General features: G+C 65.1%; 12 protein-coding genes. 11 read left to right on the top strand and 1 reads right to left on the bottom strand.

Translation table 11 applies throughout. The features are described from left to right. The first annotated feature begins 6 nt into the window (after positions 1–6). The 4 genes from KIT25_20015 to ilvC are packed head-to-tail and all read left to right on the top strand — an operon-like array spanning position 7 to position 3,963. Complete coding sequence (locus KIT25_20015) at positions 7–1,776, top strand: acetolactate synthase 3 large subunit (GenBank protein UYN94301.1); 1,770 nt, start codon at positions 7–9, stop codon at positions 1,774–1,776. Then, positions 1,773–2,285 (top strand): acetolactate synthase small subunit, encoded by a 513-nt coding sequence (gene ilvN, locus KIT25_20010; GenBank protein UYN94300.1) that lies wholly within the window; start codon positions 1,773–1,775, stop codon positions 2,283–2,285. The genes KIT25_20015 and ilvN overlap by 4 nt, the downstream gene beginning before the upstream one ends. 1 nt (position 2,286) lies before the next feature. After that, positions 2,287–2,910, top strand: coding sequence for a LysE family translocator (locus KIT25_20005; protein ID UYN94299.1), 624 nt, complete (start codon positions 2,287–2,289; stop codon positions 2,908–2,910). 33 nt (positions 2,911–2,943) lie between these two features. Further along, the gene (gene ilvC / locus KIT25_20000; protein ID UYN94298.1) at positions 2,944–3,963 is read left to right on the top strand and encodes a ketol-acid reductoisomerase; all 1,020 of its coding nucleotides are present in this window, start codon (positions 2,944–2,946) and stop codon (positions 3,961–3,963) included. A gap of 116 nt (positions 3,964–4,079) precedes the next feature. Here the strand turns inward: ilvC and KIT25_19995 are convergent, their stop codons facing one another. Next, the gene (locus tag KIT25_19995; GenBank protein UYN94297.1) at positions 4,080–4,835 is read right to left on the bottom strand and encodes an SDR family oxidoreductase; all 756 of its coding nucleotides are present in this window, start codon (positions 4,833–4,835) and stop codon (positions 4,080–4,082) included. Between the two features lie 44 nt (positions 4,836–4,879). Here KIT25_19995 and KIT25_19990 point away from each other — a divergent pair, with 44 nt between their 5' ends. From KIT25_19990 to rodA, 7 genes are all read left to right on the top strand, one after another. Next, positions 4,880–5,980 carry a Zn-dependent alcohol dehydrogenase gene (locus tag KIT25_19990; GenBank protein UYN94296.1) on the top strand — a complete coding sequence of 367 codons (1,101 nt, stop codon included), beginning with the start codon at positions 4,880–4,882 and terminating at the stop codon, positions 5,978–5,980. Continuing rightward, positions 5,977–7,125, top strand: coding sequence for an acyl-CoA/acyl-ACP dehydrogenase (locus KIT25_19985; GenBank protein ID UYN94295.1), 1,149 nt, complete (start codon positions 5,977–5,979; stop codon positions 7,123–7,125). Before KIT25_19990 ends, KIT25_19985 begins: the two co-directional genes overlap by 4 nt. A gap of 268 nt (positions 7,126–7,393) precedes the next feature. After that, positions 7,394–8,434 (top strand): rod shape-determining protein, encoded by a 1,041-nt coding sequence (locus KIT25_19980; protein ID UYN94294.1) that lies wholly within the window; start codon positions 7,394–7,396, stop codon positions 8,432–8,434. Positions 8,435–8,565: 131 nt separating this feature from the next. Then, complete coding sequence (gene mreC, locus KIT25_19975; GenBank protein ID UYN94293.1) at positions 8,566–9,438, top strand: rod shape-determining protein MreC; 873 nt, start codon at positions 8,566–8,568, stop codon at positions 9,436–9,438. A 1-nt stretch (position 9,439) separates the two neighbouring features. Next, a complete protein-coding gene (locus tag KIT25_19970) occupies positions 9,440–10,012 on the top strand; it encodes a hypothetical protein (protein UYN94292.1) in 573 nt (190 codons plus the stop codon). Further along, positions 10,009–11,916 (top strand): penicillin-binding protein 2, encoded by a 1,908-nt coding sequence (mrdA, locus tag KIT25_19965; protein UYN94291.1) that lies wholly within the window; start codon positions 10,009–10,011, stop codon positions 11,914–11,916. Before KIT25_19970 ends, mrdA begins: the two co-directional genes overlap by 4 nt. Next, positions 11,913–13,052 (top strand): rod shape-determining protein RodA, encoded by a 1,140-nt coding sequence (rodA, locus tag KIT25_19960; protein UYN94290.1) that lies wholly within the window; start codon positions 11,913–11,915, stop codon positions 13,050–13,052. Before mrdA ends, rodA begins: the two co-directional genes overlap by 4 nt. Positions 13,053–13,068: the final 16 nt, after the last annotated feature.

The raw sequence follows: 13,068 nt of genomic DNA, 5'->3' as shown, positions 1-13,068 counted from the left end.
CGTGTCATGAAGCCCGAGGAGCCCGCCACGACTGGCGCCGATCTGCTGGTGAAAGCCCTGATCGACGAGGAAGTCGAGGTCGTCTTCGGCTATCCCGGCGGCGCGGTCCTTCCGATCTACGATTCGATCTTCAAGCAGAACCGGCTGCGTCACATCCTGGTGCGTCACGAGCAGGCGGCCGTGCACGCCGCCGAAGGCTACGCGCGCTCGACCGGCAAGGTCGGCGTGGTGCTGGTGACGTCCGGCCCCGGCGCGACCAATGCCGTGACCGGCCTCACCGACGCCCTGATGGATTCGATCCCCATCGTCTGTCTGACGGGCCAGGTGCCGACCCATCTGATCGGCAACGACGCCTTTCAGGAAGCCGACACGACGGGCATCACGCGGCCCTGCACCAAGCACAATTATCTCGTGAAGTCGGTCAACGCCCTGTCGCGCACGGTGCACGAGGCTTTCTACGTGGCGCGCTCGGGTCGCCCCGGCCCGGTGGTGATCGATCTGCCCAAGGACGTGCTGATGAACAAGCACGACTACGCGGCCCCAAGGAAGCCGGTCGAGCACAAGAGCTACAAACCGCAGACCAAGCCCGACCCGAAGCGGATCGAGCAGGCATTCGACCTGATCGCCAAGGCCAAGCGGCCGGTCTTCTACACCGGCGGCGGCGTGATCAATTCGGGCCCCCGCGCGTCGAAGCTGCTGACCCAGTTCGTGCGCATGACCGGCTATCCCATCACCAACACCCTGATGGGACTCGGGTCGTATCCCGCGTCGGACAGGCAATTCGTCGGCATGCTCGGCATGCACGGCACCTACGAGGCCAATCTCGCGATGTACAATTGCGACGTGCTGATCAACATCGGTGCGCGCTTCGACGATCGCATCACCGGCAAGATCGCCGAATTCTCGCCCAGGTCGAAGAAGATCCACGTCGACATCGACGGCAGCTCGATCAACAAGAACGTGCGCGTCGACCTGCCAATCGTGGGCGATGCCGGCCAGGCGCTGGAAGATCTGATCAAGTTGTGGAAGAGCCGCCAGCCCAGGATCGACCAGAAAGCGCTGAAGGCGTGGTGGGCCCAGATCGACGAATGGCGCGGCCGCAACTGCCTCGCCTACACGCAGGACAAGCAGACGATCAAGCCGCAGTACGCCCTAGAGCGGCTCTATCACCACATCAAGGACAAGGACCACTACATCACCACCGAGGTGGGCCAGCACCAGATGTGGGCGGCGCAGTTCCTGAAGTTCGAGCAGCCCAACCGCTGGATGACCTCGGGTGGCCTCGGCACCATGGGTTACGGCTTTCCCGCCGCGATGGGCGTGCAGATCGCCCATCCCGACGCGCTGGTGATCGACGTCGCCGGCGAGGCCTCGATCATGATGAACATCCAGGAACTGTCGACCGTGGCGCAGTACCGGTTGCCGGTGAAGATCTTCATCCTCAACAACCAGTACATGGGCATGGTGCGGCAGTGGCAGGAACTGCTGCATGGCGGCCGCTATTCCGAGAGCTATATGGAATCGCTGCCCGATTTCGTGCGGCTGGCCGAGGCGTTCGGCGCGGTCGGCCTGCGCACGGACAAGCCTTCCGAGATCGACGGCGTCATCGAGGAGATGATCCGCATCAAGAAGCCGGTGATCGTCGATGTCGGCGTCGACAAAACGGAGAACTGCTTCCCGATGATCCCGTCGGGGGCGGCGCACTACGACATGCTGCTCGGCCCCGACGACCGTGCCGCCAAGCCCGTATCCGAGGAAGGCATGGTGCTGGTGTGATCGCTCCCGAGGCGGCGTCGAGCCACACCATCTCCGTCCTGGTCGACAACGAACCCGGCATTCTGGCGCGGGTGGTCGGCCTGTTCTCCGGTCGCGGCTACAACATCGAGAGCCTCACTGTCGCCGAAACCGATGCGAAGGAGAACCTGTCGCGCATCACCATCGTGACGACCGGCACGCCGATGATCATCGAGCAGATCAAGGCGCAGCTCGACCGGCTGGTTCCTGTGCACAAGGTGAGGGACCTCACCTCGGAGGGACCGCACATCGAGCGCGAGCTGGCGTTGGTCAAGGTCAGGAGCATCGGCGACAAGCGTGTCGAGGCGCTGCGGCTCGCCGACGTGTTCCGCGCCAAGGTGATCGACGCCAAGATCGATTCCTTCGTCTTCGAAGTCACCGGCACCACCGACAAGGTGCAGAGCTTCATCGGGCTCATGCAGTCGCTCGGCCTGGTCGAGGTCGGCCGCACCGGCGTCGTCGCCATGTCGCGCGGCGGCGAGGCGCTCTGACGTGGAAACGGCGATCGTTCTGCTGGGTTTTGCGCTCGTCCAGTTGCTCGCCGTGGCGAGCCCCGGCCCCAGTTTCATGCTGGTCGCGCAGGCCGCGATCGGTTCGGGTCGCCGTGCCGGGCTGGCGGCCGCGCTCGGCACCATGCTGGGGGCGCTCGCCTGGGCGGCCGCTGCCTTGTTCGGCCTGCAGGCGCTGTTCGCCCGTTTCGAATGGCTCCATCTCATCATGCGCATCGGCGGTGCGCTCTACCTGCTCTACCTCGCGTTCATGCTGTGGCGGCACGCTCGCGATCCGATGCCGGAAGTGGCGGCGTCGGCGGAGGCGGGCAGCAGTTGGCGCAGCTTCCGCCGCGCCCTCCTGCTCGCACTCTCGAACCCCAAGATCATGGTGTTCTTCGGCAGCGTTTTCCTGTCGCTGCTGCCGGCCGACATGCCGGGCTGGATGGCCGGCCTTGTGCTGGCCATCGTCGCCGTCAACGAATTCACCTGGTACGCGCTGGTAACCCTGCTCTTCTCGGGCAGCCCGGCACGGGCCGTCTATCGTCGGGCCAAGGTCTGGCTCGACCGGGTCATGGGCGGAGCGCTGGCACTTCTTGGCTTGCGCCTCGCCCTGTCGGACCGCTAGAGAGCGCGCCAATTCGGAAGGGAGAAGTCAGAGATGCGGGTCTATTACGATCGTGATGCCGACGTGAACCTGATCAAGGGCAAGAAGGTCCTGGTCGTGGGTTACGGCAGCCAGGGCCATGCCCATGCGATGAATCTGCGCGACTCGGGCGTCAAGGACGTGCGTATCGCACTCAAGCCGGGATCGGCCACGGTCAAGAAGGCTGAGGGGGCGGGCTTTACGGTGATGAGCCCGTCCGAGGGCGCCAAGTGGGCCGATATTGTGATGGTCCTGACCCCCGACGAACTGCAGTCCGACATCTACAACGCCGACCTCGCGCCCAACATGCGGCCGGGCTCGGCGCTGGCCTTCGCGCACGGCCTCAACGTCCACTTCAACCTGATCACGCCGCGCTCCGACATCGACGTGTTCATGATCGCGCCCAAGGGTCCGGGTCACACGGTGCGCTCCGAATATCTGCGCGGCGGCGGCGTGCCCTGCCTCGTCGCGGTGGCGCAGAACTCCTCGGGCAACGCGCTCGAGATCGGGCTGAGCTACTCCTCGGCGATCGGCGGCGGCCGCGCCGGCACGATCGAGACCACCTTCAAGGAGGAGTGCGAGACCGACCTGTTCGGCGAGCAGGTCGTGCTGTGCGGCGGCCTGGTCGAGCTGATCAAGGCCGGCTACGAGACGCTGGTCGAGGCCGGCTACGCGCCGGAGATGGCCTACTTCGAGTGCCTGCACGAGGTGAAGCTGATCGTCGACCTCATCTACGAGGGCGGTATCGCCAACATGAACTACTCGATCTCCAACACGGCGGAGTTCGGCGAGTACATGTCGGGCCCGCGCATCGTGACGGCTGAGACCAAGGCCGAGATGAAGCGCGTGCTGGCCGACATCCAGTCCGGCCGCTTCGCGCGCGACTGGATGCTGGAGAACAAGGTCAACCAGGCCTCGTTCAAGGCCATGCGCAAGAAGATGTCGGAGCATCCGATCGAGGAGATCGGTGTCAAGCTCCGCGGCATGATGCCGTGGATCAAGGAAAAGGCGCTGGTCGACAAGACGAGGAACTAGGCGCCTTCATGGGCGCCGGCGGGCGGCAGCGCTTGTAACCAAGCGCGAGCAAGCCGCTTTCGCCGCAGAGCGGCGAAACGGCGACCCGCACGGTGCCCAAAAGACACTGGCGGCGGTCAAATCATGTACCCGCCACCGGCCGCATCGATCATGGCGCCGGTGACGAAGGAGGCTTCGTCGGACAGGAGCCACAGAATGGCGTCGGCGATTTCGTGGCTTTCGCCAACCCGATGCATCGGGATCGATGCCTCGATGCGCGCGCGGAACGCCGAGTCTCCGAGGTTTCCCTCGGTCATCTCGGTCAGCACCATGCCGGGGCGGATCGAATTCACGCGGATGCCTTCTGCCGCCACCTCGCGGGCAAACCCCTTGGTGAAGGAATCGACCGCGCCCTTGGTCGCGGCATAGGCGGTCGAGCCCAGCCGGCCGCCGAGAGTCGAGGCCATCGACGAGACGTTGACGATCGCGCCGCCCTTGCCGCCGTGCCGGGTCGACATGCGCTTGGTGGCCTCGCGGCAGCACAGCATCAGGCCGATGACGTTGATGGCGAAGAACTTGCCGAGCAGGGCGGCGTCATACTCGTCGACCCGTGTGCGCTGGCTGAAGCCGGCGCTGTTCACCAGATGGCTGATCGGTCCCAGGGCTCGCTCGGTCTCGGCGAACAGCCGCACGACATCGGCTTCGTGCGCCACGTCTCCGGGCAGCGCGATCGCCTTGCCGCCCGCGGCCGCGATGTCGGCCGCCACGCCCATCGCCTGCGCATCCCGCGAGCGGTAGTTGATGGCGACCCGATAGCCGCGTTTCGCCGCGCGACGTGCGGTCTCGGCGCCAATGCCCGAAGCGCCGCCGGTGATGAGAAGGGTTTTCGTCATGGCGCCGATGATATAGTGGCGGCGCGCTTCGGGAGGAGAAATTCATGAAGGCGGCCGTTCTGTTCGAGCCCAATACGCCCCTGCGGGTCGTCGAATGTGAACTCGACCCGCCCAAGGCCAACGAGGTGAAGGTGCGGATGCGGGCCTCCGGCGTGTGTCAGAGCGACTGGCACGTCATGAATGGCGACTGGCCCTCACCCATGCCGATCGTGCCGGGTCACGAGGCGGCGGGTGAAATCCTGGAGTGCGGACCGGGCGTCACGACGGTGAAGCCGGGCGACCACGTCATCTTCTCCTTCCGCCCGCATTGCGGCCATTGTCGCTATTGCAGCCAGGGCCGCACCGTACTCTGCATCGGCCGCGCCAGCGCCCCTCCGGGCGCTCTCTACGACGGCACCCTGCGCATCAAGCACAAAGGGCAGGGCGTCAACCAGATGGCGCGTATCGGCACCTTTGCCGAGCAGGTCGTGGTGCCGGAAGAGATGGTGGTGCCGATCCGCAAGGACATGCCATGGCCGCAAGCCGCCTTGGTCGGTTGCTGCGTGGCAACAGGTGTCGGCGCCGTCACGCGGCACGCCAAAATCGAGGCGGGTTCGTCGGTGCTGGTGATCGGCTGCGGCGGAGTCGGCCTCAACGCCGTTCAAGGTGCCATGATCTCGGGCGCCGGCAAGATCGTCGCTGCCGACATCCTCGACAACAAGCTCGAGATGGCACGGACCTTCGGTGCGACCCACGTCATCAACACTGCCAAAGACAACGATCCGGTCAAGAAGGTGAAAGAGATCGCGGGCGGCCTCGGTGTCGACTACGCCTTCGACACCGTCTCGATCGAGAAGACCCAGGCGCTCGCCTTCGACGCATTGGCGCCGGGCGGCCATTCGGTGGCGGTCGGCATCTCGGCTCCGTCCATCAAGGCGCAGTTTTCGCCCTTCATGATGGTGTTCGCCGAGAAGACGGTGAGCGGCACCTTCTACGGCTCTGTGCGGCCCAACCTCGACTTCCCCGTCCTCGTCGACCACTACATGAGCAAGAAGCTCAACATTGACGGGCTGATCAGTCGCACCTACAGGCTCCAGGAGATCAACGATGGTTTCAAGCGCATGATGGCGGGCGAGGTGGCGCGCGGCGTCGTGGTGTTCGATTGACCCTCGACGATTTCGGCCTCACTGAGGAGCAGGCACTGATCCGCCGTAACGTGGCGGAGCTGCTGGCGCGCGCGCTGCCGGCCGAGGAGGTCCGGCGGCTCGATGCGGCGAGCGAGTTCCCGCACGCCGCTTTCGACGCGCTGGCGGCGGCGGGCTACATGGCGCTGCCCTACGATCCCGCCTACGGCGGCATGGGCGGCAGCCGCAAGGATCTCGTCGTCCTGGTCGAGTCACTGGCGCGGCACTACAGCGGCGCCTCCTCGCTCTATCTGCCGACCGTCGTCTATGGCGGCATGCACCTGCAACTCACCGCGGGCGAGCATCTCAGGCGGCGCTACCTGCCCGAGATCAGCGCCGGCCGGCTGAAGGCCGCCTTCGCGCTCTCCGAGCCCGACACCGGATCGGACGCCTCGGGGATCAAGACCCGCGCCGTGCGGGACGGCAACGGCTTTCGGCTCTCCGGTCAGAAGCTCTACATCAGCGCCGCGCATGTCGCCGACTTTCTCGTGGTCGTCGCCAAGACCGATAGCGAGGCGCGCCACAAGGGCGTCACTCTCTTTTGGGTCGACGCGCATGCACCGGGGGTCGGCATGAGGCCGCTGGAGACCCTGGGAAGGCGCACGACGCATCCCAACGAGATCTTCTTCGATGGCGTGTTCGTCCCGGCGGACCATGTGATCGGCGAAGAGAATCGCGGCTGGTCCGGCCTGATGAAGGGACTGAACCTCGAGCGGCTCTGTCTCGCGGCGCAGGCTTGCGGCAACATGCATTTCGCCATCGAGTACGCGAAGCGCTTCGCCCGGGAGCGCGTGCAGTTCGGCCAGCCGGTGTCGAAGTTCCAGGCCATCCAGCACAAGTTCGCCGACATGCGGGTGATGCTGAAGAGCACGCAGGCGCTGACCTATCGCCTGGCCGACATGCTGGATGCCGGCCTCGATCCGGTGGAGGAGACCGCGATCGCCAAAATTCTCGGCACCGACGGTGAGTTCAAGTGCGCCCACCTCGCCATGGAGATCATGGGCGGGGCGGGCTACACCATGGCACACGACATCCAGCGCCTGTTCCGCGACACGAGGGTCGGCTCGATCGGCGGCGGCACCAACGACATCCAGCGCAATACCATCGCCAAGATGATGGGCCTGTAGCGAGAATCGTGGATTCGTCGGATGAGGCGGACATCCGGACGAATCCCCTCCGATACCGATGCCATGAGTGTCGGACGTGTCCGCCGCCGAATGGACATCGGGCGGACCCTTGCCTCCTGCCTGACGGATGCAGGCAGTTTGGCGCGCCCGGTCCTTGAAACGCCTTGCGAGGTCCAGTCTCTAGGTTTAAACCGCAGTGCAGCGCCAAGGTGTCAGGCAGGGCGCTGAGCGAGCGGGAATTCCCTAATAATTACAGAGACTTGGCGCAATGCTGTCGCGTGTGATCGGGCTGTTTTCGGCGGACATGGGCATTGACCTCGGCACCGCCAACACACTTGTGTACGTCAAGGGCCGCGGGATCGTTCTCAACGAGCCGTCGGTGGTGGCGCTCACCACGCAGAGCGGCAAACGGCAGGTCCTTGCCGTGGGCGAGGAAGCCAAGATGATGCTGGGCCGCACGCCGGGCAACATCCAGGCCATCCGTCCCCTGCGCGACGGCGTCATCGCCGACTTCGAAGTGGCCGAGGCGATGATCAAGCACTTCATCTCCAAGGTTCACAACCGTCGCTCCTTCGCTCATCCGCAGATCGTGGTGTGCGTACCGTCCGGCTCTACTGCCGTCGAGCGCCGCGCCATCCAGGAGTCGGCCGAGAGCGCCGGCGCGCGCAAGGTGTGGCTGATCGAGGAGCCGATGGCAGCGGCAATCGGCGCCGGCCTGCCGGTCACCGAGCCGACGGGCTCGATGGTGGTCGACATTGGCGGCGGCACGACGGAGGTCGCCGTGCTGTCGCTCGGCGGCATCGTCTATCCGCGCTCGGTGCGCGTCGGTGGCGACAAGATGGACGAGGCGATCATCGCCTATATCCGGCGCAACCATAACCTCCTGGTCGGCGAGAGCTCGGCCGAGCGCATCAAGAAGACCATCGCGTCCGCCTGCCCGCCCGACGACGGCGAGGGGCGGACCATGGAGATCAAGGGCCGCGACCTGATGAATGGCGTACCGAAAGAACTGGTCATCACCGAACGGCAGATCGCCGAGAGCCTGCAGGAGCCGGTGAGTGCCATTGTCGAAGCCGTGAAGGTGGCGCTGGAGAATACCGCGCCTGAGCTGGCGGCCGACATTGTCGACAAGGGCATCGTGCTGACCGGCGGCGGTGCCATGTTGACCAACATGGACACCGTCCTGCGCCAGGCCACCGGCCTGCCGGTTTCGGTGGCCGAGGATCCGCTGCTCTGCGTGGCCCTGGGCACGGGCCACGCCGTGGAGAACATCGACCGGCTGCGCGGCGTGCTGTCGTCGATGTACTGACCGATATCATCTGAGCGAAGCGACGGGTTCTGACGCTCGCCTCGTTCTCGACGGAATGTGCCGTGTCTGGTCGTTCGGGGAGGCCCATCGGCTTCGCCTCAGGGCGGCATCGCTGGTAAACTAGACTGCCAATGGCGATTCGGGACGATTACGAGATTGTTGCTGGGCAAGTGCGCGCCGTCGTGCAGCGCTTCGCCTTGGTCCTGCTTGTGATCAGTGCGTTCGCCGCCATGTTGATCGGCAAGGCCGATACCGTTCTGGTCGAGGAGGCCCGAGTCGTTGCCCTCGACTTCGCCACGCCCGCGCTCGAGGCTATTGCGCGGCCCGTCGCCGCTGCCAACCGGGCCATCGCGGACCTCAAGGAGTTCGCGTCGTTGCGCGAGGAGAATGCCAGGCTGCGCGAGGAAAACGCCCGTCTGCTGGCGTGGCAGACGGCGGCGCGTCGGTTGGAGAACGAGAATCTGCGCCTACGCGAGCTGTCGCAGTTCCGTGAGGGACCGGAGGCGTCCTTCATCACCGCCCGCGTCGTTGGCGACAGCGTCAGTGCCTACGTGCGCGGCGCACTCCTCAATGTCGGGCGCCGTGCCGGAGTCAGCACCGGCCAGGCCGTGCTGACGGGCGAAGGCCTCGCCGGCCGCGTCGCGGAGGTCGGAGACAACAGCGCGCGCGTGCTGTTCGTCACCGATGTCAATTCGCGCCTGCCCGTTTTGGTGGAGCGCACGCGCGAGCGCGCGATCCTGTCAGGCGACAACTCTCCGCAACCGCGCCTCACCTTGCTGCAAGGTCTGGCCGGCATCCAGCGTGGCGACCGTATCGTCACCTCGGGCGATGGCGGCAGTTTCCCGCTCGGCATCCCGATCGGCGAGGTCGTCCAGATCGACAGCTACGTGCGCGTTCGACCATTCGCCGACTTCTCGCGCCTGGAATTCGTGCGTGTCGTCGACTACGGAGTCACCGGGCTCGTGAGCGGTGCCGCTGCTCCTCCGGCGTCGCGGGCGCGCTGACATGCGCGCCGACGGATTGATCGCCGGTCTGGATCGATGGGGACGCCTGCTGCTGCCCGGCACCGTGTTGTTGTTCTTCGTGCTGCTGACGTTGGCCCCGCTTCGCGCACCGTACCTTTCTGACGCATTGCCGTTGCTGCCCGCGCTCGTTGTCTTCCAGTTCAGCCTCGCCACGCCCGAGCGTCTGCCGGGACCGCTGTTGCTCGCCATGGGCATCCTGCTTGACTTGTTGCTCGGCGGGCCGGGCGCCCCCGTCGGAGCGAGCGCGCTCGGCTTCGTGCTGATACGCCACGCCGTGGTTGCCAATCGGCGCTATCTGATCGGCGTGCCGTTCCTGTTCCTGTGGATCGGCTTCGCTATCCTATGCGGTGGATTCGTCATTCTGGTCTGGGTGCTGACGGCGATCTGGACATGGACGGCCATCGATCCCCGTCCTGCGCTGATCCAGTACGCCGTGGTGATCGTGATTTATCCGTTGCTGGCTCCTGTGCTGGCGCGCATCTATCCGCGTGATCCCCTGAACGTGCCGGAACCGTCCCGCGGCACCGCCAAGCCAGGCGAGACGACGTCATGATGCGTTTTCGCAAGGGCGATGGCGAGCGTTCCGGGCTCTTTACGCGTCGCGCCCTGCTGCTGGGTGGTGGCCAGGCTGTACTGTTCGCCGCTCTTGCGGGCCGGCTCTACGAGTTGCAGGTACTGGAGACCCAGCGCTTCGCCACTCTCGCGGAAGAGAACCGCATCAATCTCCGGCTGCTGCCACCGTCGCGCGGCCTGATCTTCGACCGCACCGGCCAACCCCTCGCTGTCAACCGCAATAACTTCCGAGCCATGGTCACGTCCGACCGGGGGCGCGGTGCTGAACTTCTGCTCGAACGGCTCGACCAGATTCTGTCGATTGGCGAGCCGGAGAAAGCGCGGCTGCTGCGCGAGTTGCGCCGAAGCCGCAACCTGCAGCCCATCGTCGTACGTGAGAATCTCGGCTGGGAGGAGGTAGCGCGGTTGGAGTTCAACGCGCCCGACCTGCCGGGCGTCTTCATCGATCTTGGCCAGACCCGGGACTATCCCGAGGGTGAGTTGATGAGTCATGTCGTCGGCTATACCGGCCGGGTCTCCGACGAGGATCTCGACGGCCGCGACGATCCACTCCTCCATCTCGCTACCGTGCGTTTCGGCAAGAAGGGCGCTGAACGACTACTCGAGGACGATCTGCGTGGCCGCGCCGGCGCCGTCCAGGTCGAGGTGAATGCGGTGGGTCGCGTGGTGCGCGAGCTCGACCGAGCCGAAGGCCAGGCGGGAGCCAATGCGCTGCTCACGATCGATCTGGATCTGCAGCATTTCGCAGCGGAGCGATTGAAGGAGCATCAGAGCGGCTCGGTCGTAGTGATGGATGTTGTGACCGGCGACGTCCTCGCCATGGTCTCGACACCCGGGTTCGACCCCAACGCCTTTGCGCGCGGCATCAGCCAGACCGAGTGGCGCGAACTGATAGAGAACCCCGAGCGGCCACTGCACAACAAGGCCATCGCCGGTACATATCCGCCCGGCTCGACATACAAGATGGTAACGGCGTTGGCGGCGCTCGAATCGCGAGCCGTCGATCCATCGACCAGACTGCCCTGCCTCGGGTTTCTGATACTGGGCGACATCAAGTTCCATTGTTGGCTCAAGGGCGGCCACGGCTCGACGAACCTGATCGAGGCGATCGCCCATTCCTGCGATTGCTATTTCTATGAGGCTGCGCGGCGGGCCGGTGTCGATCGCATTGCCGAGGTTGCGGGGCGTTTGGGCTTTGGTAAGGTCAGCGAACTCGGGCTGCCGGGGGAATCGGCAGGCATTCAGCCGTCGCGGCAATGGAAGCAGGAAAAGTACAGTAAGCCTTGGCAGCACGGCGATACCTTCAATCTCGGTATCGGCCAAGGCTACATGAATTCCACGCCCCTGCAGCTGGCCGTCATGACGGCACGGCTCGCCAACGGCGGTTATGAGGTCCAGCCGAACGTTTTGCTCGCGAAGGCCACGGCGCGCGAGGAACTCGCGCCGCCATCGGTGCGAGAGAAACCAGCAGCCCCGTCGCTACGATTCAATCCACAGCATCTGGCTCTGATCCGTGAAGGTATGATTCAGGTGGTGGCAACCGGTACCGCCAACCATTTGCGCGTCGATGCCAAGGGCAGGCTGCTCGACCCGTCTTTTCGGTTTGCCGGCAAGACAGGCACCGCCCAGGTCAAACGCATCACCGAGCGCGAGCGGCAACTCGGGATCACCCAGGCGCAGTTGCCCTGGCACCTGCGTCATCATGCGTTGTTCGTCTGTTTTGGGCCGGTCGACAATCCGCGTTACGCCTGCGCGGTGATCGTCGAGCATGGCATGGCGGGCGGCGCGACGGCGGGTCCGATCGGCCGCGACGTGCTGGTCGAGACCATGAAGCGCGATCCGTCGCGCAATATGGGGCGCTTTCGCAAGATGGCCTCGCGATGAGCGATAGCGTCGCGCTGGGTACGCCCGCGCCACCGTCCTTCTCGGAGCGAGTCTGGCGCATCAATTTCGGGCTCGTGCTGACGCTTACGGCGATCGCCGCCATCGGCGTTCTGGCGCTCTATTCCGCCGCGGGCGGCCGATTCGAGCCTTGGGCGGCGCGGCACGCGATGCGCTACGGAGCGGCGCTGGCGCTGCTGCTGGCCGTGGCGCTGGTTCATCCCCGAGTCTGGCTTGTACTCGCCTGGCCGATCTACATCGCCGCTATGCTGATGCTCGTGGCCGTCGATGTCATCGGCAAAGTGGGCATGGGAGCACAGCGTTGGCTCGTGCTGGGGCCCCTGCAGATTCAACCTTCCGAGATCGCCAAGGTAGCGGTCATCCTGGTGTTGGCGCGGTACTACCATGGCCTGACGAGGGAACAGGCATCGCGCTTGCTCTACACTCTACCGCCCCTGCTCATCATACTGGCGCCTGTCGGGCTGGTTATGATCCAGCCCGATCTGGGCACGGCAGTCATGGTGCTCTTGGGGGGTGCCTCGCTCCTGTTCGTCGCCGGCGCGCGCGTGTGGATGTTCCTCGTGGCGGGCGTGGCGTCGTTGGCGTCGTTGCCAATCGGGTGGTCGTTGATGCATGACTATCAACGTCGGCGAGTGCTTACCTTCCTCGATCCGGACCGCGACCCCCTCGGGGCAGGCTACCACATCACGCAGTCGAAGATCGCGATCGGCTCCGGTGGCCTGTTTGGCAAGGGAATGGGGCAGGGCACGCAGGCCGCCCTCAATTTCCTGCCCGAGAAGCAGACGGACTTCATCTTTACCACGTTCGTCGAAGAATGGGGTCTGGCAGGCGCCGTGGTGTTGCTGGGCCTGTTCGCGCTTGTCCTCCTGTGGGGATACTCGATCGCCTTGCGCAGCCAGCACCATTTTGGCCGGCTGGTGGCGCTCGGCGTTACGTCGCTCCTGTTTCTCTACGTCTTCATCAATGTCGCAATGGTGATGGGCTTGCTGCCTGTGGTTGGCGTGCCCCTGCCGCTGGTTAGCAATGGTGGAACGGCCATGCTCTCGGTCATGTTTGCCTGTGGCTTGCTGATTGGCGTCAACGTCTATCGCGACGCGCAGTTGCCGGGAACGCGCTGAATCCGCGACTGAATTT

Source organism: Enhydrobacter sp., from assembly GCA_025808875.1.
In the GTDB taxonomy this organism is placed as follows: domain Bacteria; phylum Pseudomonadota; class Alphaproteobacteria; order Reyranellales; family Reyranellaceae; genus Reyranella.
This window is presented reverse-complemented; position numbering and strand designations above follow the sequence as displayed.